Genomic DNA, 26116 nt, shown 5'->3' with positions numbered 1-26116 from the left:
TGTGTTAAAATTGGATGGATGGTTGGACACGTTTATGGACGGTTCAGAACCAATGACGTTGATCTTGCCCTGAGTGAATCTCCTGCGGTGGTTCTGCTAGGACCTCGGCAATGCGGCAAGACCACGATGGCTCTGGTGAAGCAGGACCTCTCGGACCAGGAAGTCATCTATCTGGATTTGGAAGATCCGGAAGATGCACGGAAACTCGACGATCCCTCTACGTTTTTTGCGTCCACTGAGGGTAGGCTCGTCATCATCGACGAGGTCCAACGGATGCCGGCCTTGTTCCCCATCCTGCGCAGCGTGATCGATAAACGGCGGCGCAAGGGGATCCGGACGAATCAGTTTCTGTTGCTCGGCTCCTCGACGCTGACCTTGTCCCGGCAGGCTTCAGAATCGCTCGCCGGGCGCGTGATCTACCTCGACCTGCAGCCGTTTCATTACTTGGAAGTTGCCGATACCGGAGACGTCCACCTCGATCATCATTGGCTCTATGGCGGCTTTCCGGAGAGCTATTTTCCGTTTGACGTCGATCGCAGCTATCGCTGGCGGAAGTCCTTTATCCGCACCTACCTGGAGCGCGATATCCAGCTCTTTGGGATGCAAGTGCCGATCGAGACGCTTCGGAACTTTTGGACCATGCTCGCGCACCATCAAGGTGGAGAGTTCAATAGCTCCCGGATGGCGACAGCATTGGGAATTTCGAGTGTGACCGTGTCGCGCTATCTCGATCTGATGCAGGAATTGTTTCTCGTGCGCAAGTTGCCGCCCTGGCGCTTAAATGTGGGCAAGCGCTTGACGAAATCACATAAGGTCTATGTCCGGGATAGCGGCATCACGCATGCCTTGCTCGAGCTTCGCACTTTTGACCAGGTGCTGGGACATCCGGTAGCTGGCTTTAGCTGGGAAGGTTATGTGATCGACAATGTGATCGCCCTGCTTGGTGAGGACGCACCGGTGAGCTTCTACCGCACCTCAAACGGCGCGGAGATTGATTTGATTCTGAACTTCTCGCCAACGGATCGGGTGGCGATTGAGATCAAGCGCAACCTGGCCCCCAAGCTTTCCAAGGGCTTCCATATCGGCGCGAAGGACATTGGGGCAACCGAGAAGTACCTGGTGTATCCGGGCACGGACACCTATAAGATTGACGATCAGACCTGGGCGTTGCCGTTTCCGGAGTTGATGCGTAGGCTGGCCGCCAGGCGATCCCATGAGGCGCCTCCTAAGCTCGAAGCGCTGCGCAAGTAAGCGCCTTCGACGAGTTGGAAGCCTGGTTGCAGCACGTAGCGATTTGCCATTTCGACGACGCTCGGATTGAATTCGCATAGCGTCGCATTGGGGATCGCTGCGGCCGTTTCGATGGCGGCGTGGAGTTGGGGCGGCATGGCGATTGAGACGTGAGGAACAATTGCGATGCCGGCTTGCTTTGCCATTTTGGCCAAGACCAAAGTTTCTGAGATGCCGCTGCGCCCTAGATCCGGCTGCCAGTAACTGAGGATTTCTTTCTCAAAGAAGGGCTCCGCCTCGTAGCGCGTGCGGTAGCTTTCGCCGAGGGCGAGGCGGACGCCCGTTTCATTGACCAATTCGACGTGGCCTTTGAGATCTTCCGGCGGCAGCGGGCATTCGAGCCAGAGCACGCGGCGTTCGGCAAGGTCGGCCGCGCAATCAATCGAAGGCAGGTGCCAGAGGGCATCGACGGCAATCTCGATATCGTCAAAGCGTTCCTGCATCGCGTCGATCTGGGCGAGTAGATCGTCCCAGTCGCTCTCGAAGTAGAGCTTGAAGATGTGGAAGCCCGCCTCGCGATACTTTTGGACAAAGCGGAGCTTGTCTTCGAGCGTGCGTCCCGGCGTTCCGCTGACATAGGCGGGCACGAGACTCTTTGGCTGGCTGTAACCGAGGATTTCACGCAGCGGTTTCTGCTCGATTTGCGTTGCGATGTCCCAGAGCGCCAAGTCGACGCCAGCGATCGCGTCGAGCATGAAGCCGCCGGTTTGCCCGCGCACCCGCATTGTCGAGTACATGCGCTGCCAGAGCGTGGCGATGTCGAAATCCTCTCCGACGATGGCCGGGGATAAGAGACTTTGGACAATCTGCGCCGGTACTTCGGGAGCAAGTGGGGCTTGTGCTTCGCCCCAGCCAATGAGGCCATTGTCGAGCGAGACACGGACGAGGCAGGTCTCGAACTGCGTGCTGTAGAGCGCAGGATAGTGGGCACTCCAGCGATACTCACCCGCACCGTCCGTGAGACGATGCGGGCTTCCAGCGCTTCCTTGTGCCGCCTGATGATCCCGAGGAATGCGGACCGGGAAGGCCGTAACAGATGCGATTCTCATCTCTGACTAGAAGATCAGTTTCAGAGCGACCTGTCCAATGCGGGCATCGCGCGCCGAGGTGATGGTGCCGGCCGCGCCGTTGACGTTTTGTCCGTTGGCACCAGCCGTGAAAGTGGTGGCGGGCTGGCCGTAGTTCACGTGGTTGAAGACGTTGAAGTATTCAAGACGGAACTGCAGATTGACGGTCTCGCGGAGGCGAGTGTTCTTGATGGCGCTGAGATCCCAGTTGATGGTGCCGGGTCCGCGAACATCGGGGAGGACGCGGCCGACGTTGCCGAAGGTGAAGTCCGTGGGGTTCACGAACTGCAGCGGATCGAACCAGCGTTGCGGCGTGGGGTTGTCGAGCTTGGCACTCTTGCCAGTGGAGTTCGGACGATTGGCCGTACCGATGGTGCTGGTGGCGCCGCGCACGATGAGAGGCAAGCCAGTTTGCATGACGCCGATGGAGTTCAGCTGCCAGCCGCCGAGGACGGTGTTGATCGCGGCATGCGAGGACTTGAAGCGTTGGCCCTGGCCGAAGGGCAGTTCGTAGAGCAGGCTGAGGGTGCCGCGCTGGCTGACGTCCGAAGGATCGGTGCTGCGGTTGGAGCGGCGGTCAAACTTGCCGTTCTGGTAGCCGGTTTCGGTCACCTGCTCTACACCACCGAAGTCGATGGGGCTGGCGAGCGAATCGCTGATGATCTTGCCCCCGGTGTAGCTGAACATCACGGTGAGTCCCTGGCGCATCCGGCGCTCCACACTCATCAGGAAGAGGTGAGAGATGTAGCCGCCGAGCCGGGGATTGTTGGTGCTCACCCCGCCGAGATACGGATAGGGCCGCAGGCTCTGGGCACGGGTGATGGTGGCGCCCCCGAAGGCACCGCCGACTTTGCCTGCGTAGGGATTGACCACGTTGTCGCGCAGCGAAGCGCCGAGCGAAAGGTATTGCGGGTCCATCTGGTTCACGTCGTAGCCGGCGGCGTTGAAGTGAGTGCCTTTATTGCCGGAGTAAGCGGTTTCGATGACCCAGCCCTTGCCCAGCACGCGCTGGATGGCCAGGTTCCATTGCTGCGACATCGGAGTGCTCTGCTTGGCCTCGGTAAAGCTGACATTTTGCCCGATGAAGGGGTTGGGGCCGAGCTTGGAACCCTGAGGCTGCACCAACGGAGTGGGAAAGCCCTGGCTGAGTTGGAAGGCAGCGTAATCGCTATTGCCCCCAGGTGCAACATAGGTGGTTGTCGTGCTGCCAAAGCCGGACGTGGAGTAGAAGTTATTCCGGAAAAAGATGGCAGGGTAGAAGATGGCGTAACCGCCACGGACGACTGTTCTTGCATTGCCCCCGACGTCATAAGCGAAGCCGAAACGCGGCCCGAAGTCGTTGTAGTCTTCCTTGCGGAAGCTGGTGGGTGCGCCATCGACCCCGGCGTAGATCATGCGGCCTGGGAGCCCGGTGGTAGGATCGTTGAGCGACAGCGAATAGTTGGACACGCCGTTGTTCATCTCGGTGGGCTGCTTCTGGAAGTCGTAGCGCAGGCCGAGATTCAGGGTGAGACGGCGCGTGACGCGGAAGTCGTCCTGGATGAAGGCCGTATAGGACGGCGCGCGCATGGTGCTGCCAACAACGCGGTCTGCGGAAGCGCTCGCGGTTTGGCCCAGGATGAAGCTGGCGAGGCCGTTGCCGTTATTGGTTCGATTCTGTGGATTGCTGGTGAGCGTCGCGTTGAAGTTGAAAGTGCCGGAAGGTTGGCTGGTCTGCTGGTTGCTGCCTTGGTTGAGACGCAGCTCAAAACCGGCGCGGAGCGTGTGCTTGCCAGCAACCTTCGTGACGATGTCGGTGAACTGCCAGTTCAGGCTGCCCCGAGTGCCGACCGTGGGGTTGCCGATATTCGTGTAGCCGAACGCAAAGGTGGGCATGACGTCCGAGGGCACGCTCGCAGGAAGGCCGAGCTTTTGCGGGATGCCGAGACCGTAGCTGGAAGAAATGAAGGTAAAGTACTGGCGGCTGCCGCCCGCACGGAATTCGTTGATCAGCGTCGGTGAGAAGGAGTGGATATCCCCCATGACGAAATTGTGATTCTGGACTATGTCGGTACGGCTGTTGCCGATGGGATCTTCAAAGAAGCCGGTGCTGAAGGGCTTGTGATTGAAGAAGCTGTAGCGAGCAAAGGCGCTGTTCTGATCGCTGAAGCGGTGATCCACTTTGATGTGATACTGCCGGGAATCGACCTGATTGATCCCCTGGCGTTGGTAGTTGTTCGCCTGCGTGAAGCTATTAGTGGGAGTGCGGTTGGGGAGCGGGTAGTATTTGAGCACAGCTTGCGCGACAGGGTCGAGGCGATTGGTGGGAATGATATTACCGGGGAAAACATCGCGGATGAGGCCAGAGCCGTTGGGGTTGGTGCGGGTGGTGGCGGGGTCGTAGATCTGGACGAGGTCGCCCGTGCCATTCAGGAGGCGGCTGAAATTGCCCTGACGCCATTCTGCAAGCGGAGTGGAGGCAACGGTGGGGCTGCCCTGGCGGAGCTTGTACTCTTCGAAATTGCCGAAAAAGAAAGTGCGGTCGCGAATGATGCGGCCACCGAGAGAGCCGCCGTACTGGTTGTAGCGCAGCGGATTCTTCTGGGGCGCAAAGGTGTTGCGAGCATCGAGTTTGTCGTTACGAAGGAACTCATAAGCGTTGCCATGGAAGGCGTTGGCGCCACTCTTGAGAACGAGGTTGATGACGCCACCGGCAGTGAAGCCAAACTCCGCAGGCATCGTTCCGCTCTGCACTTTGAACTCCTGTACGGCATCGACCGCGGGCGGAATGCCAACCTCGCCGACAAAGCTGAGGATGTTGGTATTGCCATCGAGAATCTGGTTGTTCATGCCGTTGGGGCCACCGTTGATCGAGATGGAGGAGATGGTAGTGCCACGATCGGTGAAGCCGCTATTGGTGGGGCCGGCATTGGACTTGACGCTGGGGGTGAGCAATGTGAGCGCAAGAGCATTGCGGCCATTGAGAGGCAAGTCTTTGACCACACGTTCTTCCACCACTTTGCCGACCGTGGCGCTGGCCGTATCGAGCATGGCGATCTCGGACTTGACCTCAACCGTTTCACTGACCTGACCGAGGTCGAGCGTGAAGTCGACCTGAGCACGCTGGTCCACCTGGAGCGTGAGATCGCGGCGTACGGAGCGCTTGAAGCCGGTCTTCTCGCAACTGATCTCGTAGGAACCCACGGGCATGGTTGGAGTTGTAAACAGGCCATCGGCATTGGTGAGCGATTCAAATGTCGCGTTGGTCGCCAGATTGCGGACGATGAGCTTAGCGCCTGAGACCGGGGAACCTTGCGGATCTGTGGCAGCTCCAGTGAAAAGACCGCCGCCTTGCTGAGCGGAGAGTGAGACTGCCAGGATTGCAGCGATAGAAAACATGTTCAGACGTTGAAGCATCAAAAGACCTCTAGCGGCAGATTATTTCAGATTCTTGATAGTCTGTCTAGGTGCGGATTATTTCAGATTGCTGATAGCCTGTCTAGATGCCGCTTGAACCTTTGATTAAAAAACGGGCAACGGACGAGGTGTATGAATCGCTCCGAGCCGCCATCTTGTCGCGATTTTTTCTACCAGGACAGCGATTGATGGCAGAGGATCTGGCACAAGAACTGGGTGTGAGCTTGACCCCGATCCGCCATGCGTTACAGCAACTTGCCGTCGAAGGGTTGGTGGAGATTCACCCACGCTCGGGAACCTACGTCGCCTCGATTTCAGCAGAGGATCTGGCGGAAACCTTCGAGATCCGGCTGGCCCTGGAACTGTTGGCCGGGAAACGCGCGATCACTCGCGCGAATGCCAAGAATCTCCAGCGGCTGCATACTTTGCTTGCGGGGCTGAGGAAGGCTGTGCGTAACGAGGAGGAGATGAAACACCACGAAGCGTTGAATCTTGACTTCCATCGCGCGCTGTTTGAAGTAGCCGGATCAAAGCGTTTGAGCGATCTCTATGAGAGCCTGAATGCCCACATCCAGATTGCCCGCATCCATGCGAGCGAGGGCCCGCGCCTCCCCGCCCTACGCAATCGCTTGAGTCAGGAACAAGCCGAACACGAAGCGATTGTGAAAGCGCTCGAGGCGGGGTCACTGCCGCAGTTGGAAACGGCACTGCGTGCCCATATCCTTCGGGCGCAGGAAAGCCTAATGGCTGCCCTCAGTGCTCGCGAGGCGCAAGGGCTCACGGACGAAGCCTCGAAAAAGAAGAAACGCTAGCGGGTGCAGGATGCCCATCAAAGCAAAGACCCAGAAATAACCTGAGTACTGCACCAGCCAGCCGGTAAGAGCTGTAAAGAGCAAGCCACCAAGTCCATTGCCAAAGGCGAAGACGCCGCTGACGCTGCCAATCACCTGCACCGGGTAGAGGTCATTGGTGACGGTCGAGAGGTTTGTTTTCCAGACCATGTGGGCGAAGGTCACGATGCAGATGCAGGCGATCGCAATGGCGCTCGATTGCACAAAGGCAACGACGATACTGATCGGCATCACCAAGGCGGCAGGCAACATCACCGCGCGCCGGGCACGCAAGGTATCCCAGCCGCGCCCGATCAGATGGCCGCTCATCCAGCCGCCAAACATCGCACCGAGATCGGAACTGAGATAGGGCATCCAGGCAACCAGCGCCATGTCCTGCATGGAGAAGCCACGGCCTTCCACCAGATATTTCGGAAGCCAGAAGAGATAGAACCACCAGACCGGATCGCTCAGAAAGCGCGCACTCAGGAGGCCGAAACTTTGAGGGAGCCGGAGATAGGCAGTCCAGCCGGCGGGCTTCTCCTCCGGAGCTTGCGCGATCGGCAGGAGTGGACGATAAATCAACCACCAGGGAATGATCCAGAGGAGGCCAAGAGCGCCGCAGACGACAAAGGCGCCACGCCAACTGAGCTGCGCGTAGAGCCAGGTGATGAGGAAGGGCGCAATCATCGCGCCGACGCTGCTGCCGGCGTTGAGCAAGCCATTGACAAGCGCTCGCTCCTGCTTGGCGTAGCACTCGCTGATCACGCGGAAACCAGCCATGAAGTTGCCCGGCTCTCCCAGGCCGAGGAGGAAGCGGGAGGCGCCCAGACCAAAAGCGTTAGTCGCAAAGGCGTGGAGCGCGTTGGCGATACTCCACCAACTCATAAAGACCGTGAGACTGATCTTGGTGCCCCAACGGTCCACGAGCAGACCGCTGCCAACGTACATGAAGGTATAGGCGGCCTGGAAGGCGTTGAGGATGGTCGCGTAGCCCGTAGGGCTCAGATTGAGCTCTTTGGTGATGATGGGAGCCAGTACGCTGAGGCACTGGCGATCGATGTAATTGATGACCACCGACAGGAACAGCAGCCCGGCAATCCACCAACGGAGGTGCATCAGAGGCGCTCGCGGAGATACTTCAATTCGGCCAGGCTGGTTGCGTCCAGGCTGGCAGTGGGATGACGCACCGTGGCCGATTCGATGATGCCAGCGGCGACGAGATTGTTCTTCATCGCGCTGACGCCCATCCCAGGTTGGAGCTCAAAGCGGAGCAGCGGGAGGACGTGGGTGAAGAGATCCCAGGCCGTGGACTTGTCTCCGCGTTCGAGGGCGTTCCAGATCTGCACCAGTTGCGCGATGCAATCGCTGCCCGGCATGGTGCCACGCGCCCCACGATCGTATTCCTCAATGAAAAACTGCGCATTGAGGCCTCCGAAGATTTTGAGGCTCTCTCCGGCAGCTTTGGCGGTCTGTGTCACTTTGGGCGCCGTCGGCGGAGCTTCGATCTTTGCCATCGTGACGAACTCAATCTCGCGCGCCATCCGGGCCAACAGCGGAGGAGGCATCGCCACCTGGGTGAGCAGCGGAGCATCCTGAATCATGATCGGCGTGCGGGCGCCGTTGCTGATCTCAGAGAAGTAGTGCAGGAGTCCTTCGCCATCGGTCTTGAGAAAGTAGGGCGGCAACACCATCAGCCCGGTGGCTCCGAGCCCGGCCAATTGCTTGCTGAGCTCGACAGCAGCGCGCGTGCCTGTGTGGCCGCTCGAGGCGATCAGCGGGACACGCCCGTTGACGTGGCTCGCGATCGCTCGCATCAACTCAATTCGTTCCGAGCCTTCGAGGGCATAGCCTTCGCTCGCATTGCCAAAGAGGCCAAGACCATGAGCGCCTTGCTCGAGCAAATGATCGACAAGCCGAAGCTGGCTTTTGATGTCGAGCGAGCCATCTTCTTTGAACGTGGTAACAAGTATGGGATAAACACCGGCCATGATAAGGCCATGATGCTATCACGGGTATCGCAGAGTCCAGCGCGCGCGTCTTATTCTAGAGATGAACGTGACGCGACGTAAGTTTGCGCTCGGCATGGCTGGTGCGGCCGCAGCGAGCGCTCAAAGCAATCCAATCCGGCGCTATTTCGATCCTTCGACCGAGGTCGAGGTCCTTGCCCTTTCCGATCCCGCGCAGGCGAGCTATCTGCCGCATCATGGAAATCGTTCTGTGTCCTCGCGCAACGGGTTTCTGGTTTATTCGACGGAAACAGCAAATGGATTCCAGGCACAGAGGCTAGAGGTGAAGGGCGGCGCCACCCGCTTGCTCACCACCGCCTCGGCGCTGGAGCCGAGATCGCTCGCACTCTCCCCCGATGACCGGACCCTGTATTACGCAGACGGGGACCTGTTGCTGGGAACCGGGATGAGCGGCGGCAAGCCCAGGCAGCTCTATCAGGGCAGCGCCCCGGAGATCTTTCAGCGGGGATTGTCGCTGTCCGACGATGGAACGAATCTGGTGCTGATTGACCAGAAGAAGCTGGTTCTGGTGCCAACAGCAGTGGGACGCGTTTCGAGAACGCTGGCGGAAGTGGAAGCTTCGCAAGCAACGATCAGCAAATCGGGACAGGTATTTGTCCGGGGAACGGACGCTTCGATCTCGGTGATCGCCACGACCGCGGGAGCAAAGATGCGCAAGCTGCCGATCGAGGGAGAACTCGGCCCGGCGCTTTGGAGCCCCGATGGACGCAGCATCCTTTATCTAAAAGTGAACCAGGGCAAGGGGATTCCGAATGCGCTCTTTGAATTCTCACTCGATGCAAACAAAGAAGCGCTGGTGGGGAAAACCAGCCAGTTTGTCGACTTTGGACGCAACGCCGATTCAAGCGTCTTTGTCGGAGCGTCGGGGTCGAAGGCCCAGCCCTTTATCCTGATCATGCTGCGCATTACGAGGCGGGAAATGGCACTTTGTGAACATAAGAGTTCGGATCCAGGATCGGTGTCGCCGGTCTTTTCCCCCAGTTCCCAGCGCATCTATTTCCAATCGGATCGTTTGGGAAAACCGGCGATCTTTTCGGTGGCCGTTGAGAAATTGGTGGAGCGGACCGAGCAGGACGATCCCCCAGGAAAGAAGAGCTAGCCCCATCGAATCGATTGATGCCATCTGGCAAGTCCGTGGCGACGGACGTGCCTATGCTGTGGACCCCGATGGGTGCATGGATTTGATTTTCGATGAAGAGAATCGGGTGCGGATCGTGGGATCGATGACGGTTCGGAAACAAGTACTTCTCCCGGTGGGTGTGCGCTTGCGGGGAATCCGCTTCCGGCCAGGAAGATTGGCTTCTTTTCTGAAGATGGACGCCTGCGAATTGGTGGATAAGCTTCAGGAGCTTCGTACTTTTCCGCTCGAAGAATGGTTGCAGCGGAGTTGCGTCCTCACACCAGGACAGCGGGCCCTCGATTTTCTGGCAGAACGGCACGGCAACGTCGATTTGGATTGGGTCGCCGGGCAGGCAGGCCTTTCGGTGCGCCACTTTCGGAGGGTGTCGCTCGAGCGAACCGGACTTTCGCCGAAACATCTGGCGCGGGTGCTCCGTTTTCGCCGGGCGCAGAGCTTGCGCCGCCACAGCGGAACGGCATGGAGCGCGCTCGCCGTCGATTGCGGGTACTACGATCAGGCCCATCTGATTCGGGACTGGCGCGAGTTCACAGGGATGAGCCCGATGGCCGAATTTTCCAATCGCGCCGCGGAACCAAGCGATTAGTCTCAGAAGATGAAACTAACACCAGTCCTCCTGATGGACGACATAGAGAGTTCTCTTCTTTTTTGGAGAGAGGGTCTGGGATTTACAGTTACGTTGGAGGTCCCGCACGAGGGGCATCTGGGCTTCGTCATCCTGGTGCGTGAAGGCATCGAAGTGATGCTGCAGACTTGGGCCAGCGCGAAGGCGGACGCACCAGAAGCGGTTCTCGAAGGAAAAGGACAGCCGACGAACTTGTTTCTCGAGGTGCAAGACTTCCATTCGGTTCGATCCGCATTGTCAGCGTTTCCAGTATTGATGCCAGAGCGGGTTGCTTCTTATGGAATGCGTGAGATGGGGTTTCTCGCGCCCAGTGGACATCCGGTTTGGATTGCCACTCGCGTCTAGGTGTGCTCGACAATTGTCGGGGTGGAAGCACGCCAACCGAAATCTTTGCGGCCCAAGTTTTGGAGTTGGTTGGTCTTGATGGCTTCCTTGCGTGCTTCTTTCGCCTTGTACATACGCCGGTCGGCTTCGCCAAGCAGGGTCTCCGCGTCCCGGCCATCCTCGGGCGCCTGGACCGCTCCGATGCTGATGCCAACCACATCTTCGCCGATCACGGCCCGCGCCGTGTCCGCAATCATAGTGGAGATGCGCGAAGTGCGTAGATGAAGGTCTTCCCGCTTGAGTCCAGGAAGGACCAGCACGAATTCGTCACCGCCCATACGCGCCACATAGTCGTACTCCCGGCAGTTCAGCTTGAGGCATTGTGCGACAGCCTTCAAGAGCTTATTCCCCTCGAGATGGCCAAAACGGTCATTGACGGCCTTGAAGCCATCCAGGTCTGTGACCAGAACCGTCACGCTTTCGCCGCTGCGCGCCCGCCGGGCGAGTTCCGTATCCAGATGGACAAAGAGGCTACGGGCGTTGGGAAGATCGGTCAGGAAGTCCGTGGTCGCATTGCTCTCGGCAGCCTTCAGACGCAGTAGGTGGTCAATCGTGATCCCGACCTTGGAAGCAATGGCGAGCATCACCCGGAGGTTGTCGCGCGAGAAGGCGTCTTTCTCCGCGCGGTAAAGGGCAAGAACCCCCACAATGCCAACCTTGCCTTCCAGAGGCACCGCGAGCGCACTGCGCAAAGTGCTGAACTTAGCCGGATCGTTCAGATAGCCCGGCTCGACACTCGGGTTGCCATTCACAATTGCTTTATTATTGTCGGCCACCCAGCCACTAAGACCCTGTCCCAAGGGAATCTGAAGCGAAGAGAACAAACGGAAGTTCTCACCACAAACGTATTCCGGAACCAGCCTGTCGCCGCGCCGGATATAGACCGCCAGCGAATCGTAAGTCACCATCCGCTTGACGCGCAGGGAAAGCACACTCAACATTTCGTCGAGACTCAGTGTCTTGCCAATATCCTGGGAGATTTCAAAGAGCTGTTGGACTTCATCCCGGGCGGACGCAATCGAATTGATAAACTCGCCGGGGTCCCCGTTGGAAACAGCCTGGATCGAGCGTTTGGTCTGCTCGAAACCGGCTGCCGGAGCGATGCCCGCATCGATCTTGATGTCTTTGGAGAGCCTTGGCGGAGGAGCAATGTTCCGAATGGCGGCACGGGCTAACTCTTCCAGTTCGACGTAGCGTTTCTTCAGAATTTCAACGACACGCGGATCGAAGCTCGTGCCGCTTTCGCGTTCCACAACCGCCATCGCCTCATTGAGAGGCAGCGCGCGGCGGTACTGACGATCACTCGCCAGTGCATCAAGACAATCGACAGCACTGAGAATCCGGGCTCCCAAGGGAATATCTTCGCCGCGAACACTATAGGGGTAGCCACTGCCATCCCACTTCTCGTGATGGGCGAGTACGATTGGGGACACATCGTATGGGAATTGCACACGCTCAAGAATCTCAGCACCGACAATCGGATGGATCTTCATCTTGTCGAACTCTTCGGGCGTGAGCTTTCCCGGTTTCGAGATGATGTGTTCGGGCACTGCAAGCTTGCCAATATCGTGAAGAATCGCCGCAGCGCGCAGGGCTTCCAATTGCTCGTCCTTCATGCCAAGGTCGCGGCCCACCTCGAGAGCATAGACCTGGACGCGTTGGAGATGCTCATGCGTGGTTTCATCTTTCGACTCAATGGCCAGGGCGAGCGCTTCGATGGTGCGCAAGTGGAGCGCCGCCATCTGTTCCGCATGCTGCATCTCTTTATCGATCCGCGCCAGATGCATCGAATAGACCTTATAGAGAAGGTAGAAAAAGAAGAGCGCGAGCATCGAATAGCCCCAATCGAGATAACGATTGACGAAGCTGAAGAGCCCGGCGGCGGCAGTGCCCACCACGTAAAAATTCAGACTCCAGATGTAGCGTTCGCGCCAGATGCGGCGGAGGCTTTTGTGTTCAGTGAGCGAAATGACCGCGGCAACAGGGAAGGTATTGAAGAGGTAGAAGACCGCCGCAGCCAGCACGAGACGAACCGGAATATCCGCCATGCTGAGGCGAAGCGAGGGATGGAAATAGACAAAGTGCGAGATCCAGGTTGCGGTGGCGATGTTTGCAACGTTGAAAAAGGTAAGAAAATTCCGGCTAGGGCCCTTGAGGATTTGGATGCATTGGATGGCCGTTGTCACGCCGCCAATGATGATGGTCTCTGGAAGACTGAGTTCCATGATCCCGATCAGGACAAACAGGATGTTGACCGGCATCGCGGCGCCACTGCCTGAACTGACGCCCACACGTAAACCCGCCGCCACAAGCGCTACCAGAAAGTAGCAAATGAAGCGAATCATGTTAGCCGATTCCCAACCCAACAGGCTGAAAATCCCAACGATCGTGCCAATGAGGCTGATCAGCAGGACATAAGCACGAGCGGGCAAGCTCAGTAAATTCATAGGAGCACAATGTGATGGCAGGAGAAAAATTCCACTCCCATAAAGAGAATCGGCAATTTGCAGTAGAACCTTTAGTCAGACGTATCAAATCGTAACTCGGGCAGTTTCTTGTCAGAAAGGATCCGATCTACAGCTAAGGTCTTTCGCAGGAATCTATCAGGTCAAGCGCTCATGCGAGTTTTTGACTGGCAACCGTAACATCGAATAGCACCTAGCGCTGAATATGGTGGAACATTTTCAATTTCTTGGAGTGGATGCAGCGATTGCATCCCCGCGCATGCGTCTTCTCTTGAATCAAGTGAGGGAGGCTGCGCGGAGTGGACGGCCTATTGTGATTGCGGGGGAATCCGGCAGTGGCAAGGAAATTGTGGCCCGGGCAATTCACCATTATTCAAACCGAAAATCAAATCCTTTTCTGGAATTCTGCTGCGGCGCATTACCAAAGGAACTGGTTGAGTCCGAGTTATTCGGACACGAAAAGGGTGTATTTTCAGGGGCTTCTGCAATGAAACCAGGCCTGCTTGAACTGGCGAATCACGGCACCTTGTTTCTCGATGAAGCCGGAGGTTTAGACCAACGTTTGCGGGCGAAAGTCGTACGAGCCGTTGAGCATGGAGCCTTACACCGGATTGGCGCGGCCCGCTCCACACGGGTGGATGTCCGGCTGGTGGCTGCGGGGAGTGAACACCTGAAAGACGAGCTCGGCGCTTGCCAGATTTCGGTGCCGGCATTAAGGGAAAGACCCGAAGATATCGAGGTGTTAGCCTGCCACTTTCTGAGTCAACAGAATCCGGAATTACGCTTCGCCTCGGACGCGATGATGGCCCTCTATTCTTACCAGTGGCCCGGAAATGTCAGGGAATTGAGAAACACCGTTCTCCGTTCTGCCATGATGGCAAAGGGTCCCTTGTTACACGCAGACGATATCGTTTTTTCTCCGCAGCCCAACCTCACCGAACGTGTGCATGATTTCGGCGTGGACGGGGTGGAACCAGCAATGATTCGTCTCGCACTGGCAGAAGCCCATGGGCACCGGCAAAGAGCAGCGGATGCGTTGGGAATTTCCAAGGCGACGCTTTCACGGCGTATGCGGCTACACGGGCTGCACGGGAATGAAACCATTGCCGGGAGAATTGGGTGAGTGTTGTGAAGACGGATGCCCGAGGCTGGGAGGAGCGACGCTCGGAAGCCCGTCATAAGGCCAGCGGAAGTGTCTCACTGCGCTTGAACGAGGACTATCAAACAGCCTTTGAAGCACGCCTTCTAGATATCTCCACTTCTGGCTTTCGAGCCCGCCATGCCAACTCTCAACTGCGCTCGGGGCAAGAGTGTGACTTCGCCCTGCCAGGCACACGAGGACGGGCCAAGGTAGTTTGGAATCGCACCACGCCCGAGTTTGTCGAAAGCGGCTTTCTGATTCTGAAGTACGAAACGGCCTAAATCGCCCCAGAGCGTCAAGTGTCGCGATATGATCGCAAGCGAAATGAACCGAAGATCTGCGCTTACCGTATTTGGAGCCTACTTGGCATCTTCGCCTTTGTGGGGGGCTGAGGAGGATGTACTCGGTCCGGTTAATCTGCACGAGTTCGAAGAAGTAGCCAAGAAGAAGCTGCACAAGCTTGCTTACGACTTTATTGCGGGCGGCGTTGAAGATGAGCGCAGCCTGCGGGCCAATTTTGAGGCTTATGGACATTGGGACCTGGTCCCGCGGGTGATGGTCGACGTCTCGAAGGTAGACACCAGCACGAAGCTTTTCGGCATCCAGATGGATCAGCCCATCATCATTGCCCCCACCGGCGGCAAAGAACTGGTGATGCCCAAGGCCGATGAAGTGGTGGCCAAAGCTGCACTCAAAATGAAGACGGTGCTCTGCTCAGCAACCGGCGCACGGAAGTTGATCGAGGACGGCGAGCCGCTCCATTGGTGGGTAAACGGGATCGGACAAGCAACGCGCCAGTTGGCCACCGATTTTGCCCGGCGCAGCGAGGATAGCGGCGCCAAAGCCATTGTCCTCACGGTCGATAATGCGTACCAGTCGAACCGCGACCGGAACAACCGGAACCGTTTTGACTACGGCATGATGCAAGGCGGAGTGCCGAAGGAGGGCGAAACCAGAAAGCTCGTCAATCCTGCATTGGCGGCCAACTGGCAGCCGCACACGCCGAGCCTGAGCTGGGACTACATCGATTGGGTGCGCGGGGTGAGTCAGTTGCCCGTGATCCTGAAGGGAATTCTTGCACCGGAAGACGCCGAAACGGCTGTAAAGCGCGGCGCCGCGGGGATTGTCGTTTCAAATCACGGAGGCCGCCAGTTGGACGGTGTGATCGGAACACTGGATGCCCTGCCCGACGTGGTGGACGCCGTGGGCGGCAAGATTCCGGTGCTGATGGATGGAGGCTTACGGCGCGGCACGGATGTGCTGAAGGCGCTGAGCCTGGGGGCGAAAGGCGTGCTCATTGGCAGGCCGCCGCTGTGGGGGCTGAGTGCTTACGGCCAGGCGGGTGTCGAGCGGGTGCTGTGGATGCTGGGAGCAGAGCTCAAGCTGGCGATGGCGCTAGCCGGCCAGCCGAGTCTGGCGACAATCAACAGGCGGCTCGTGAGGAAACACGCTTGAGAGGGTTGCTCCTATTCGTGGGGCTTTTGGCCTGGGGACAGGGAGTTCATCAGCTTTGCCAGCAGTGCCATACCGAGGCGGCCAGCGACGTTGAGGAACACGCACACTTTCGCAAGGGGGTGACCTGTGCTTCCTGCCACGGAAGCAGCGAAAAGCATCGCCTGGCGACAGGGCATGCCCCGCCAGACCGGGTGGCGACCCGTGCGCAGGTGGTGGCACTCTGTGGGAGCTGCCATCCGGCCGAGCGCAAGAGCTATGAGACCAGCAAGCACTGGGCGGCGCTGCAAGCGGGCGCCAAGGCGGCGCAATGCGCCACCTGCCACGGAAATCACGCGCCCCGGGCAGTCGCCAAGATGGAGAGGACCTGCCTGAGTTGCCATGCCAGCCTTCCGGCAGCCTGTGCAGGCGCCGGCAAAACAGACGCGAAGCTCCGCTGCGCCACTTGTCATCCGGCGCACGGCTTCGCCAAGCGCTAAAGTTTCGATTCCACATCTATGGGAAATGGAATTTCGATACAATCACAAGGGAGATATCAGGTACTGATGCAAGCTTACCGGTCGGAGCCTGGCCTTAGACCCCCCTTACAAACACAGACGAAAGTACTGACGCCGGATGAACTGCTCCGCGCCTTCCGTTTGATGTACCTGAGCCGGCGGATTGATGACCGGGAAATCCTTCTCAAGCGCCAGAACAAGATCTACTTCCAGGTGAGCGCAGCAGGCCACGAGGCCATTCAAGTTGCTGCCGGACTCGCCTGTGAGCCCGGATTTGACTGGTTCCACTTGTATTACCGGGATCGTGCCCTCGCCCTGACGCTGGGGATCACTCCCGAACAGATGTTCCTGCAAGGCGTGGGAGCGGCGGCCGATTCGATGAGCGGCGGCCGGCAGATGCCCAGCCACTGGAGCTCGCCCGATCTGCACATTGTCAGTGGAAGCTCGCCGACAGGATCGCAGTACCTGCATGCGATTGGCTGCGCCCAAGCATCCAAATTATTGAAAATAGAAGGCGAAGTCACGCTCGTCACCAGCGGCGAAGGTGCAACGAGCGAAGGCGAATTCTGGGAGGCGATCAATCTCGCCTGCCTCCACCGCTACCCGGTGATCTTCTTGATCGAAGACAACGGCTACGCGATCAGTGTGCCGGTTGAGTTTCAGACTCCCGGCGGCAATATTTCGAAGCTTTTAAGCGGCTTTCCTGGACTGCTGCGGCTCGATGTGGATGGGCTCGATTTTGAGGCAAGCTATCGCACGATGCGGGAAGCCGTGGAGCACTGCCGCGAAGGCCTGGGGCCAGTGCTGGTCCATGCAACGGTGGTTCGCCCTTACTCCCACTCGTTGAGCGACGACGAGAGGTTCTATAAGTCAAAGGAAGAGCGGAGTTCGGAAGCCGAGCGTGATCCCATCGAGCGCATGTACCGCTATCTGCTCGAAGAGGGCCTGATCAGCGAGACCGGGTTGCGGGCCATGATGACGGAATGCGACCGCGAAGTGACCAGTGCCGCCGACCTGGCGCTCCAGCATCCGGCGCCGGCGTCCGATCGTGTTTATGAGCATCTCTATTCTCCCGACATTGATCCCACAAGCCATGAGTTTGCGGTAGAACCACAATTCCGTGGCGAGCCGCGCACGATGGTGGATACGATCAACCAGACCCTGGCCGAGGAGATGCGGCGCAATCCGCGGGTTCTCGTGTTTGGCGAGGACGTCGCCGATTGCAGCCGGGAAGAATTGCTCGAAGAGGTCAAAGGCAAGGGCGGTGTTTTCAAGACCACCTTAGGGCTCCAGCGTGAGTTTGGGAGCGCCCGTGTTTTCAATACACCCATTGCGGAAGCGGGCATTGTCGGGCGTGCGATTGGCTTGAGCCTGCGGGGCTTGAAGCCCGTGGGTGAAATTCAGTTTTTCGACTATATCTGGCCTGCAATGATGCAGATTCGCGACGAGCTTGCGATCATGCGCTGGAGGAGCAATGGCGCCTGGAGTTGCCCGGCGGTGATCCGCGTGCCGATCGGCGGCTACCTGACCGGCGGTAGCATTTATCATAGCCAGTGTGGAGAATCGATCTTTACGCACATTCCGGGACTGCGGGTGGTTTTTCCCTCCAATGCTCTCGATGCGTGCGGACTGTTGAGGACGGCGCTGCGGAGCGACGATCCTGTGCTATTTCTGGAACATAAGAAACTTTACCGGGAGCCCTATAACCGTAGCCCGCATCCTGGTGAAGAGTTTACAATCCCGTTTGGGAAAGCCAATACGGTGAAAGAGGGCAAGGACCTCACCATCCTCTGTTATGGGGCGCTGGTGAAGAAGGCCCTCGACGCGACACAGTTGGTGGAGAAGCAGCAGCCAGACAAGACGATCGAGGTGATCGACCTGCGCAGCTTATCTCCTTACGACTGGGCCGCGATCGGTGAGAGCGTGCGGCGCAATCACCGCGTGCTGATTGCCCATGAGGATGTTCTGAGTTGGGGCTTTGGCGCCGAGATCGCAGCGAGGATCGCGAACGAACTGTTCGAATTTCTCGATGCGCCGGTGGGCAGAGTGGCCGCAAAGGACACATGGGTTGCGTATAACCCTGCTCTGGAAGATGTGATTCTTCCGCAGGTTGAGGACTTGGTTCGCGAATGCGAAAGGCTATTGGCTTACTAAGATCCGGCAAATTTGCCATACTCAAGGAAAGAAGGAACGAAATATGCCGAATCTAGGACCGATGGAACTTGTGCTGATTCTCGGAGTTGCGCTGCTGCTGTTTGGCGGCCGTAAGCTGCCTGAGCTCGCAAAGGGAATGGGAGAAGGGATCAAGAATTTCAAGAATGCCCTGAAGGAAGAGACGCCTCCTCCTCCCACCCAGCCGTCGCAGCCGACGGAAACGCCGAAACCGTAACGCGCGCTTTTCCAATTTCAATTTCAATCGTGAAGGAGTTCTGGGCATGCCTGGAACTCCTTTATGCTTTCCGGATTCGCAAGTGCATTCTGGTTTGCCAGCGGGCGGCCATGAATGGCATCGCGCACCGCCGCCTCAGAGATTTTTCCGCTGACCGTTCTCGGAATCGCAGTCACAGCCAGGATTTTCTTTGGCACATGATGCGGGCTGGCCTTCTGGCGGAGTGTGCGGCGAATCTCATCGCGCAGTTCCTGGGTGAGGGAATGCCCTGCTCTGAGTTTCACAAACAAAACAATGCGGACGTCGCCATGCCAATCCTGGGCCACCGCAATGGATTCTTCAATCGCTTCCATCGTCTCCACCTGACGGTAAATCTCAGCAGTCCCGATTCGGATCCCGCCTGGATTTAGCGTCGTATCAGAGCGCCCGTAGATCGTGAAGCCCTTGGTCGTAGAACTCTGCGCGGCCCAGTCTCCATGGTGCCAGATGCCGGGAAAACGCTTGAAATAGGCCGCTTCGTAACGCTCTCCGGCCGGATCGTTCCAGAAGCCAAGCGGCATGGAAGGGAATTGGTTGCAGCAAACCAGTTCCCCTGCTTCATCCCAGACGCGCTCTCCTTTTTCATTCCAGATCTGCACGTCCATGCCGAGACCGGCACACTGGATTTCCGCTCCATGCACCGGCAGCAACGGATTGCCCAGGACAAAACACGAGACGATGTCGGTGCCACCCGAAATCGAAGCCAAATGCACGCCAGCCTTGATCTCCCGATCGACAAAGAGCGCGCTCTGCGGGAGCAGCGGTGAGCCCGTCGACAGGACCTGCCGCAGTACGGTGAGATCGTGTTGCAACCGCGGCTGGTACCCCTTGCTTTCAAGGAGTGCGAGGTATTTTGCACTCGTGCCAAAGTGCTGGATCCCCTCCTGCTCGGCGAGCCGCCAGAGAACGCCGGGATCCGGATACATGGGCGAGCCGTCATAGAGGACCAGGGTTGCTCCAGAGACCAGTCCTGTGGCCAGCCAGTTCCACATCATCCAGCCGCAGGTCGTGTAGTAGAACAGCCGCTCGCCCGGGTGGATATCGGCGTGGAGAAGCTGCTCCTTGGCAATCTGCAGCAGCGTTCCTCCCGCAGAGTGAACAATGCACTTGGGAAGGCCCGTGGTGCCACTCGAAAAGAGGATGAAGAGCGGATGCCGATGAGGAAAGAGTTCGAAGTGCAGCGGCGGTGCCGGGTCGAGCGCGATCTCTTCGATCCGGTGGATGGCCAGCAGACTCGGGATCGCCGCACGGATTTCGTCGAGACGGGCGGAAAGCGAGTGGGTCTTGCCGGCAAAGCAAGAAGTACCAGTAGAGAACAACAGTTTCGGTTCCATCTGCTGCAAGCGATCGATCACGCCCTGCGATCCGAAATCGGGAGAGCAGGAGGACCAGATGGCGCCCAGACTGGCCGTCGCCAGCATCAAGGCAATCGTTTCGGGGCGATTGGGGAGCAATGCGGCCACGCGGTCTCCCGCCACAATGCCGTGATGGCGAAGCAAATGGGCATAGGAGCCAACGGCGGTGCGCAAATGACCTCGGGTCCATTCCACTTGTTCGTTCGATTCTGAGCGGAACAGAAGCACCGTGCCGGCCTCGTTGCCGCGCAAGAGAAGCTCGGCAAAATTGAAAGGCTCGCCCGGAGCTGGAAGATCGGCAAAGTGGCTGAAAGCACTCCAGAACTCTGGACTCGACTGGATCGACCAGTCATAAAGAGACCAATAATCGGTATGGCCAGTGAAGGTCAGAAACTGCGAGAGATGCGTTGGCATGGAGACGGGCTGCGCCTCCATTTTAAGATCAGGCGGAGCGGGCCAGCTCAAAACTGCGCGGGCTGGAATCCGCAAAGAGGCCCGGAATATTCTTGGCCGGCATCGGCCGCGACAGATAGTACCCCTGCAGCGCCTCAAAACCCATGGCCCGGAGTGTCTCAAACTGCTCCACAGTCTCCACCCCCTCCGCAATGGCCTGCATGCCCATCCCGCGAGCCAGGCTAAACAGCGAAGAAAGGACGACGCGAGACCTGGGCTGATCGGCACAGGAACGGACGAAACAGGAGGCAACCTTCAGACCATCGATCGGGAAATGAGTCAGGTAACGGAAGGAGGAGTAGCCTTCGCCAAAATCATCGAGCCAGATTTGTACCCCGGCATCGCGAAGCCCTTGGAGCCCAGCGCAAGTCCGGTGGCTTCCTTCGACAAAGACGCTTTCCGTGATCTCGAAAATAATGCGCGACTCGCGCAAAGGCGACTGGCGCAACAGCCGGTGGAATTGCTTCTCCAAGACAAAATTGGGGAAATGACGGCCTGAAATGTTGATGCTGACGGGGACTTCCGCCATACGCGGGCACTCCACCCGCCAGGCGCTCATCTGCCGTCCGAGCCGTTCAAGACCCAGCATATCGAGCTTGAGGACCAGTCCGGAATCTTCGGCAAGGCTAATGAAGGACGCTGGAGAAATAATCCCAAGCCGGGGGTGATGCCAACGCAGAAGAGCCTCGAGGATCCGCACTCGCCCATTCCCCGGATCAAAGACAGGCTGAAATTCAAAAAAGAACTCATCCTGGCTGATGGCCCGGGCAAGATCGAATTCCAGAGAGGACTGCACCAGCGACTTCAGCGATCCCGGCTGTTTACTCGTGACCAGGCTCTCCCGTTTCTGCTTCGCTTGCTGGTGTGCCGCATCAGCGTCCCGCAGGAGCGAATCCGTAGAACAGTCCATTCCATTGGGGAATGCCAATCCGGCACGAGGAACAACGTTCACAGTAGTACTGCCGACAGAGTAGTTTCCGCTGATCTGCAGCAGCAGATTCCGCATGCGCGTCTCCGCGTCCGCAATGTCCTGCGGCGAACCGAGCAGCACCGCATAGAGATCGGCGCCAAAACGAGCCAGAGTATCTCCCGTGCCCAGAGCCCCGCGAGCCCGGCGGGCCACCTCGCGCAATAGCCCATCTCCGGCGGTGTAACCGAAAGATTCGTTGATGGATCGAAACCGGGCCAGATCGAGGAAGGCTACGGCAAAGAAGGGCGGGTTCGGCGTCGTGCCCCAGATCCGGATTCGATCTTCAATGGCCCGCCGGAAGTGGCTCGCGGAATCGCAGGCACGGACGGGATCAGAAAGAACCTGGAGAATCGGATGAGGTTCGGATCTCTCGGTTATGTCCTCAGAGAGAGAAACGATGAGCAGTTCGCCGCTCTGCTCATCGACGATCGGCCGCATCTGGTTCCAGAGCTTCCTGATCTCACCCGAAGGTTTCACAATCCGGAATTCATGATCGACAGCGGCCCCCTCTTGCACCTTGGCAAAGTGCTTTTCTGTCACGGGGCGATCCTCATGGTGTACAAAATCGAGCAACGAGGAATGGCCCTTGTGCAAAAGGGTCGATTCCCGGCCAAATACACGGCCAAAGGAGGGGCTCACATAACGCAAGCCTTCTGCCGAGCCAATCAGCAATACGAAACCCGCAGCCACCGGAGCGTGTAACACGCGGAATTTTTCCGGCTCCGGTAATGTAACCAGAAATTCTTTGTAATTCTCGGGCATCGCACGACCGGTCTGCCCTACCCTTAACTGCGCAGTGCGGTTGCCGAATAAAATTCTTTCCGATTCATCTACCACGATCACTGGCTCGTCGAACTGATCCATCAGTTCGCAGATTGCAGGCCGCATACGGGCCTCCTTGGCGAGGGTATTTGAGTTACGAATCGATAAAGGAACTGCTTTTCACTTCCAGGAATCACGGCGAGACCGAATGATAGTGCATCTACCCGGCACATGAAACCGCAACCCAACCAAGTCCAGCGGTTACAGCCACACCGCCCAACTCGCTCACACCGTGGATATTAGCACATTTACCCATAATCTCAAGAGATTTCCTTCACCAATATACAGTTCAGGAGTTAAGAGAATCACGTCTGAAGCAACACAAAACGAATGCTGGAATGTTTTTAATCATCTAGGAAGTTAGGCTGGAACTTAGCGGGTGCCGAGCATCTTTTCGACATACTTAGCAATTACGTCCGTCTCCAGATTGATCCTGTCGCCGGACACCCGCCGGGAGAGATTGGTGTGAGTCCAGGTGTGGGGAATGATCGTGACGCTGACCAGCGAATCTTCCACCGCAGCTACGGTTAGACTGATGCCATCGATCGCAATCGAACCTTTCAAGACCACGTAGCGCTGCAGTTCATCAGGAATGCGAATGGTGAGCCACCAATTCCCCTCCCCAAGCTGCCGGATCTCCGCAACCTGCCCCACGCCATCGACATGCCCCTGGAGAATATGACCGCCAAGACGCGTGGTCGGGAGCAGAGAGCGCTCGAGATTCACGAGGTCATGGGCCTGAAGCGCCGCGAGCGCCGTGCGAGCCAGAGTTTCAGGCGCAAGATCTGCGGAAAATGCTTCGGCATCGACCTCAAGAGCAGTGAGACAAACTCCATTGACGCAGATGGAGTCTCCCTCTTTCGCGTCGCTGACAATGTAGGGGGAACGGATCCGCAAACGGGCGCCGGTCGGCTGCGGCGTGAAGGAAACAACTTCCCCTAGAGCTTCGATGAGACCAGTAAACATTTAGTCCTTTTGCACCCAGCCTTCCACGGCAAACTCTTCAGGCGCCACAGGATGGAGCCGGATGTCGCGCATCTGAATTGCGTCCGCGCGGCGTCGCCTGCCGAGGCCTCCGGCAACCGGCAGAGACTGCAGCCCACCGAGAATCTTTGGAGCGTAATAGAAGAAAATCTTGTCAACCACCTCGCTGTCGAGCGCAGCCCAATTGACCTTGCTGCCCGCCTCGATCATGGCCGAGAGATACTTGCGCCGGCCTAACTCCTGAACCAGAAGTTCGAGGCTGACGCGGCCATTTGCCGCATCAAACACAACCACCTCAACCCCCTTTGCCTCGAGAGCATTTCTGCGCTCCACAGAGGAAGCGGTCGTAGTGGCCACCATGACGGAGGGCTCGCCCGTGTGCACCATGCGCGAGGAGAGAGGCAAGCGCAGTTGAGAATCGAGAACCACCCGGAGAAGGGGGCGCGAGCGTGGGATGCCCGTACGGTCGGTGAGCATGCAGTCGTCCGCCAGGACGGTGCCGATGCCGGTGATCATGACGTCGGTGTGGTGGCGCAGACTTTGGACGTGAGTACGCGCGGAGATGCTCGTGATCCAGCCTTCATTATCTTCGGGCGCGGCGATCTTGCCATCGAGCGTAACAGCACTCTTGAGCGTGACGAGCGGACGCTGGGTCCTCATATAGTGCAGGAAAGGCTCATTAATACGAGCCGCTTCCACGCCTGCGGCGTGATCGATCACCACTTCAATTCCGGCCTGGCGCAGACGCGTGAACCCCATTCCTGCCACCAGCGGATTGGGGTCCTGCATGGCGGCGATGACCCGCCGCACTCCAGCAGAGATCAGGGCCTCCGCACAGGGGCCAGTACGCCCCTGATGGCTGCACGGTTCGAGCGTGACATAGACATCGGCGTTGCGGGCGGTCTCCCCGGCCATCGCCAGCGCGACAATTTCCGCGTGATCGCGCTGGGCATAATAGTGAGCTCCACGGCCAACCACCACCTCGTCACGAACGATGACACAGCCGACACTCGGGTTCGGACTGGTTTGGCCCATGGCCTCTCGCGCGAGGTCCAGTGCCGCGCGCATGTAGGGATTCAGAGCGAGATTGCGCTCAATTGTCGAATAGGGATGCAACAAACTTATCTGCCTCGAAGGGAATGAGATCGTCCATCTGCTCGCCGATTCCAACATAGCGAATGGGGAGGTTCATCTCACGCGCGATGGCAACAACGACACCGCCTTTGGCAGTTCCATCGAGCTTGGTGAGAACGATGCCGGTGACACCGGCGCTTTCCGTAAACTTTTTTGCCTGCTCCAGGCCATTTTGCCCGGTGGTGGCATCGAGCACGAGCCAGACTTCATGTGGAGCGTCCGGAATGACACGGCTTGCCGTGCGCGTCATCTTCTCCAGTTCAGCCATCAGATGCGCCTTGTTGTGCAGACGGCCTGCCGTATCCACCAGCACAAGCGTGGAGTTGCGGGCCTGCGCCGCCTGGAGCGCATCGAAAAGGACGGCGCTCGGGTCTGCTCCATGTTGCTGGCGGATGAGATCGACGTTGCTCCGCTTGGCCCAGACTTCGAGCTGCTCGATTGCCGCGGCACGGAAGGTGTCGGCTGCGCAGATGAGCACAGACTGGCCATCCGATTTGAAGCGATGGGCCAGCTTGCCAATGCTGGTGGTCTTGCCGACGCCATTGACGCCGACGATCATCACCACGGTGGGAGGCTTGCTTGCCCAGAGGATGGGCTTCTCGTTGGCTTCGAGAATTTCGAGGAGTTGCTGGCGGATGAGAGAACGGAGTTCCCCGGCGTCGGAGAGTTGTTGGCGCTCGACGCGTTGCCGGATCCCGTCGAGGATCTCCGTTGCCGTGCGGACACCAATGTCCGAACCGATGAGATTGAACTCGAGTTCTTCGAGGAGATCCGGATCGATCTCCTTCTTTCCGTAGATGAGATTATCGAGCGATCCGACGAGTCCGCTGCGTGTCTTTTGGATGCCCTGCTTGAGGCGGTCCAGGAGGCTGGTCATGTGAGGTAAAGATCCAGTGTAACCGGGCGAGGCTTGTTAGAATACGGTTTGATTCCGTCGGAAGTTTCTACCACCAGCGATTACACCGTCCGCGACCAGCAACGGATGTCCCGAGCCGTCAACTATTTTGAATGGCAGGCCAGGCTTGCCATGGCGCCGCTCGGACGCCGGATTGTCGAAGTGGGCTGCGGAATCGGCAACTTTACGCGCATGATCGCGGATCGGGATCTGGTCATCGGAGTGGATATTGAACCGGCCTGTATCACGGAACATCGCAAGCGATTTGCCGAATACCCGCATGTGAAATCGCATGTCCTGGACGCGATGGATCCGGCATTTCTCCAACTGAAGGACGAAGAGCCCGATAGTGTGGTCTGCCTGAACGTGCTCGAACACATCGAAGACGACCTCGGAACGCTACGTGCATTCGCTTCGATACTTCCTCGCGGTGGCAAAGCAGTTCTGATGGTGCCCGCCTTTATGTCGCTCTACGGGCCGATTGACAAGCATCTGGGCCATTACCGCCGCTACACGACCAAGAGCTTCGCCCAGACGGCGCGAGCTGCCGGATTTGCCACTCCGGTGTTGCGCTATATGAATGCCGTAGGGTTCTTTGGCTGGTGGGCCAATGCAAAAGTACTGAAACGCGAAGAACAGAGCGAAGGACAAATTGAGTTCTTTGACCGCAAGGTCGTGCCGATCCTTGAGAAGCTGGAGAACGCGATGACGCCGCCGTTTGGGCAAAGTGTCTTCGCCGTGCTCGAGAAGCGTTAAGATC

The 26116-nt window shown here is 58.1% G+C and carries 22 protein-coding genes; 12 read left to right on the top strand and 10 right to left on the bottom strand.

Annotated features, from left to right (window positions below):
• Nucleotides 1-18: 18 nt before the first annotated feature.
• Complete coding sequence (locus M017_RS0118325; RefSeq protein WP_080507928.1) at nucleotides 19-1251, top strand: ATP-binding protein; 1233 nt, start codon at nucleotides 19-21, stop codon at nucleotides 1249-1251.
• On the opposite strand, the gene M017_RS0118320 is transcribed toward M017_RS0118325, so the two are convergent.
• Both M017_RS0118320 and M017_RS0118315 read right to left on the bottom strand, forming a co-directional pair.
• Nucleotides 1155-2339, bottom strand: a complete 1185-nt coding sequence (locus M017_RS0118320) for a mandelate racemase/muconate lactonizing enzyme family protein (protein WP_031499599.1) — start codon at nucleotides 2337-2339, stop codon at nucleotides 1155-1157. The two genes, M017_RS0118325 and M017_RS0118320, sit on opposite strands and share 97 nt — an antisense overlap.
• A 6-nt stretch (nucleotides 2340-2345) precedes the next feature.
• Nucleotides 2346-5753 carry a TonB-dependent receptor gene (locus tag M017_RS0118315; RefSeq protein ID WP_031499598.1) on the bottom strand — a complete coding sequence of 1136 codons (3408 nt, stop codon included), beginning with the start codon at nucleotides 5751-5753 and terminating at the stop codon, nucleotides 2346-2348.
• A gap of 86 nt (nucleotides 5754-5839) precedes the next feature.
• Here M017_RS0118315 and M017_RS27935 point away from each other — a divergent pair, with 86 nt between their 5' ends.
• The gene (locus M017_RS27935) at nucleotides 5840-6565 is read left to right on the top strand and encodes a GntR family transcriptional regulator (RefSeq protein WP_051670431.1); all 726 of its coding nucleotides are present in this window, start codon (nucleotides 5840-5842) and stop codon (nucleotides 6563-6565) included.
• Here the strand turns inward: M017_RS27935 and M017_RS0118305 are convergent.
• The gene (locus M017_RS0118305) at nucleotides 6494-7702 is read right to left on the bottom strand and encodes an MFS transporter (RefSeq protein ID WP_031499596.1); all 1209 of its coding nucleotides are present in this window, start codon (nucleotides 7700-7702) and stop codon (nucleotides 6494-6496) included. The genes M017_RS27935 and M017_RS0118305 overlap by 72 nt on opposite strands.
• The gene (locus M017_RS0118300) at nucleotides 7702-8574 is read right to left on the bottom strand and encodes a dihydrodipicolinate synthase family protein (protein ID WP_051670429.1); all 873 of its coding nucleotides are present in this window, start codon (nucleotides 8572-8574) and stop codon (nucleotides 7702-7704) included. The genes M017_RS0118305 and M017_RS0118300 overlap by 1 nt, the downstream gene beginning before the upstream one ends.
• Before the next feature lie 67 nt (nucleotides 8575-8641).
• On the opposite strand from M017_RS0118300, the gene M017_RS0118295 reads away from it, so the two are divergent.
• The 3 genes from M017_RS0118295 to M017_RS0118285 all read left to right on the top strand — a co-directional run bounded on the left by M017_RS0118295 (nucleotide 8642) and on the right by M017_RS0118285 (nucleotide 10721).
• Nucleotides 8642-9712 (top strand): TolB family protein, encoded by a 1071-nt coding sequence (locus tag M017_RS0118295; RefSeq protein WP_162179974.1) that lies wholly within the window; start codon nucleotides 8642-8644, stop codon nucleotides 9710-9712.
• Entirely contained in the window at nucleotides 9657-10337 is a 681-nt protein-coding gene (locus M017_RS27930; RefSeq protein ID WP_337588906.1) for a helix-turn-helix domain-containing protein, read from the top strand. Before M017_RS0118295 ends, M017_RS27930 begins: the two co-directional genes overlap by 56 nt.
• A gap of 93 nt (nucleotides 10338-10430) precedes the next feature.
• Complete coding sequence (locus M017_RS0118285; protein ID WP_031499592.1) at nucleotides 10431-10721, top strand: VOC family protein; 291 nt, start codon at nucleotides 10431-10433, stop codon at nucleotides 10719-10721.
• Here the strand turns inward: M017_RS0118285 and M017_RS27925 are convergent.
• On the bottom strand, nucleotides 10718-13207 hold the full coding sequence (locus tag M017_RS27925; RefSeq protein ID WP_051670427.1) for a diguanylate cyclase: 2490 nt from the start codon (nucleotides 13205-13207) through the stop codon (nucleotides 10718-10720). The two genes, M017_RS0118285 and M017_RS27925, sit on opposite strands and share 4 nt — an antisense overlap.
• A gap of 223 nt (nucleotides 13208-13430) precedes the next feature.
• Here M017_RS27925 and M017_RS0118275 point away from each other — a divergent pair, with 223 nt between their 5' ends.
• The 6 genes from M017_RS0118275 to M017_RS0118250 all read left to right on the top strand — a co-directional run bounded on the left by M017_RS0118275 (nucleotide 13431) and on the right by M017_RS0118250 (nucleotide 18704).
• On the top strand, nucleotides 13431-14348 hold the full coding sequence (locus M017_RS0118275) for a sigma 54-interacting transcriptional regulator (protein ID WP_051670425.1): 918 nt from the start codon (nucleotides 13431-13433) through the stop codon (nucleotides 14346-14348).
• Nucleotides 14345-14647, top strand: coding sequence for a PilZ domain-containing protein (locus M017_RS0118270; protein WP_031499589.1), 303 nt, complete (start codon nucleotides 14345-14347; stop codon nucleotides 14645-14647). Before M017_RS0118275 ends, M017_RS0118270 begins: the two co-directional genes overlap by 4 nt.
• A gap of 82 nt (nucleotides 14648-14729) precedes the next feature.
• Complete coding sequence (locus tag M017_RS0118265) at nucleotides 14730-15821, top strand: alpha-hydroxy acid oxidase (protein WP_162179973.1); 1092 nt, start codon at nucleotides 14730-14732, stop codon at nucleotides 15819-15821.
• A gap of 5 nt (nucleotides 15822-15826) precedes the next feature.
• Nucleotides 15827-16297 (top strand): cytochrome c3 family protein, encoded by a 471-nt coding sequence (locus M017_RS0118260; RefSeq protein WP_162179972.1) that lies wholly within the window; start codon nucleotides 15827-15829, stop codon nucleotides 16295-16297.
• A gap of 66 nt (nucleotides 16298-16363) precedes the next feature.
• Nucleotides 16364-18469, top strand: coding sequence for an alpha-ketoacid dehydrogenase subunit alpha/beta (locus tag M017_RS0118255; RefSeq protein WP_035957866.1), 2106 nt, complete (start codon nucleotides 16364-16366; stop codon nucleotides 18467-18469).
• Between the two features lie 43 nt (nucleotides 18470-18512).
• On the top strand, nucleotides 18513-18704 hold the full coding sequence (locus M017_RS0118250) for a Sec-independent protein translocase subunit TatA/TatB (RefSeq protein ID WP_031499585.1): 192 nt from the start codon (nucleotides 18513-18515) through the stop codon (nucleotides 18702-18704).
• A 23-nt stretch (nucleotides 18705-18727) separates the two neighbouring features.
• Here M017_RS0118250 and M017_RS0118245 read toward each other — a convergent pair whose 3' ends face one another.
• From M017_RS0118245 to ftsY, 5 genes are all read right to left on the bottom strand, one after another.
• Nucleotides 18728-20512, bottom strand: a complete 1785-nt coding sequence (locus M017_RS0118245) for an acetoacetate--CoA ligase (protein WP_051670631.1) — start codon at nucleotides 20510-20512, stop codon at nucleotides 18728-18730.
• Nucleotides 20513-20540: 28 nt separating this feature from the next.
• Nucleotides 20541-22409, bottom strand: a complete 1869-nt coding sequence (locus tag M017_RS0118240; RefSeq protein WP_031499583.1) for a putative bifunctional diguanylate cyclase/phosphodiesterase — start codon at nucleotides 22407-22409, stop codon at nucleotides 20541-20543.
• Between the two features lie 306 nt (nucleotides 22410-22715).
• On the bottom strand, nucleotides 22716-23309 hold the full coding sequence (locus M017_RS0118235; protein WP_031499582.1) for a riboflavin synthase: 594 nt from the start codon (nucleotides 23307-23309) through the stop codon (nucleotides 22716-22718).
• Nucleotides 23310-24443 (bottom strand): bifunctional diaminohydroxyphosphoribosylaminopyrimidine deaminase/5-amino-6-(5-phosphoribosylamino)uracil reductase RibD, encoded by a 1134-nt coding sequence (gene ribD, locus M017_RS0118230; protein ID WP_238325943.1) that lies wholly within the window; start codon nucleotides 24441-24443, stop codon nucleotides 23310-23312.
• Nucleotides 24421-25338: a signal recognition particle-docking protein FtsY gene (gene ftsY / locus M017_RS0118225; protein ID WP_031499580.1), complete on the bottom strand. Its 918-nt coding sequence runs from the start codon at nucleotides 25336-25338 to the stop codon at nucleotides 24421-24423. The genes ribD and ftsY overlap by 23 nt, the downstream gene beginning before the upstream one ends.
• Before the next feature lie 48 nt (nucleotides 25339-25386).
• Here ftsY and M017_RS0118220 point away from each other — a divergent pair, with 48 nt between their 5' ends.
• Nucleotides 25387-26112: a class I SAM-dependent methyltransferase gene (locus M017_RS0118220; RefSeq protein WP_031499579.1), complete on the top strand. Its 726-nt coding sequence runs from the start codon at nucleotides 25387-25389 to the stop codon at nucleotides 26110-26112.
• Nucleotides 26113-26116: the final 4 nt, after the last annotated feature.

This window comes from Bryobacter aggregatus MPL3, assembly GCF_000702445.1.
In the GTDB taxonomy this organism is placed as follows: Bacteria; Acidobacteriota; Terriglobia; order Bryobacterales; family Bryobacteraceae; genus Bryobacter; species Bryobacter aggregatus.
Note: the sequence above shows the minus strand (reverse complement) of the source record. Positions and strands in the feature narration are given on the sequence as shown.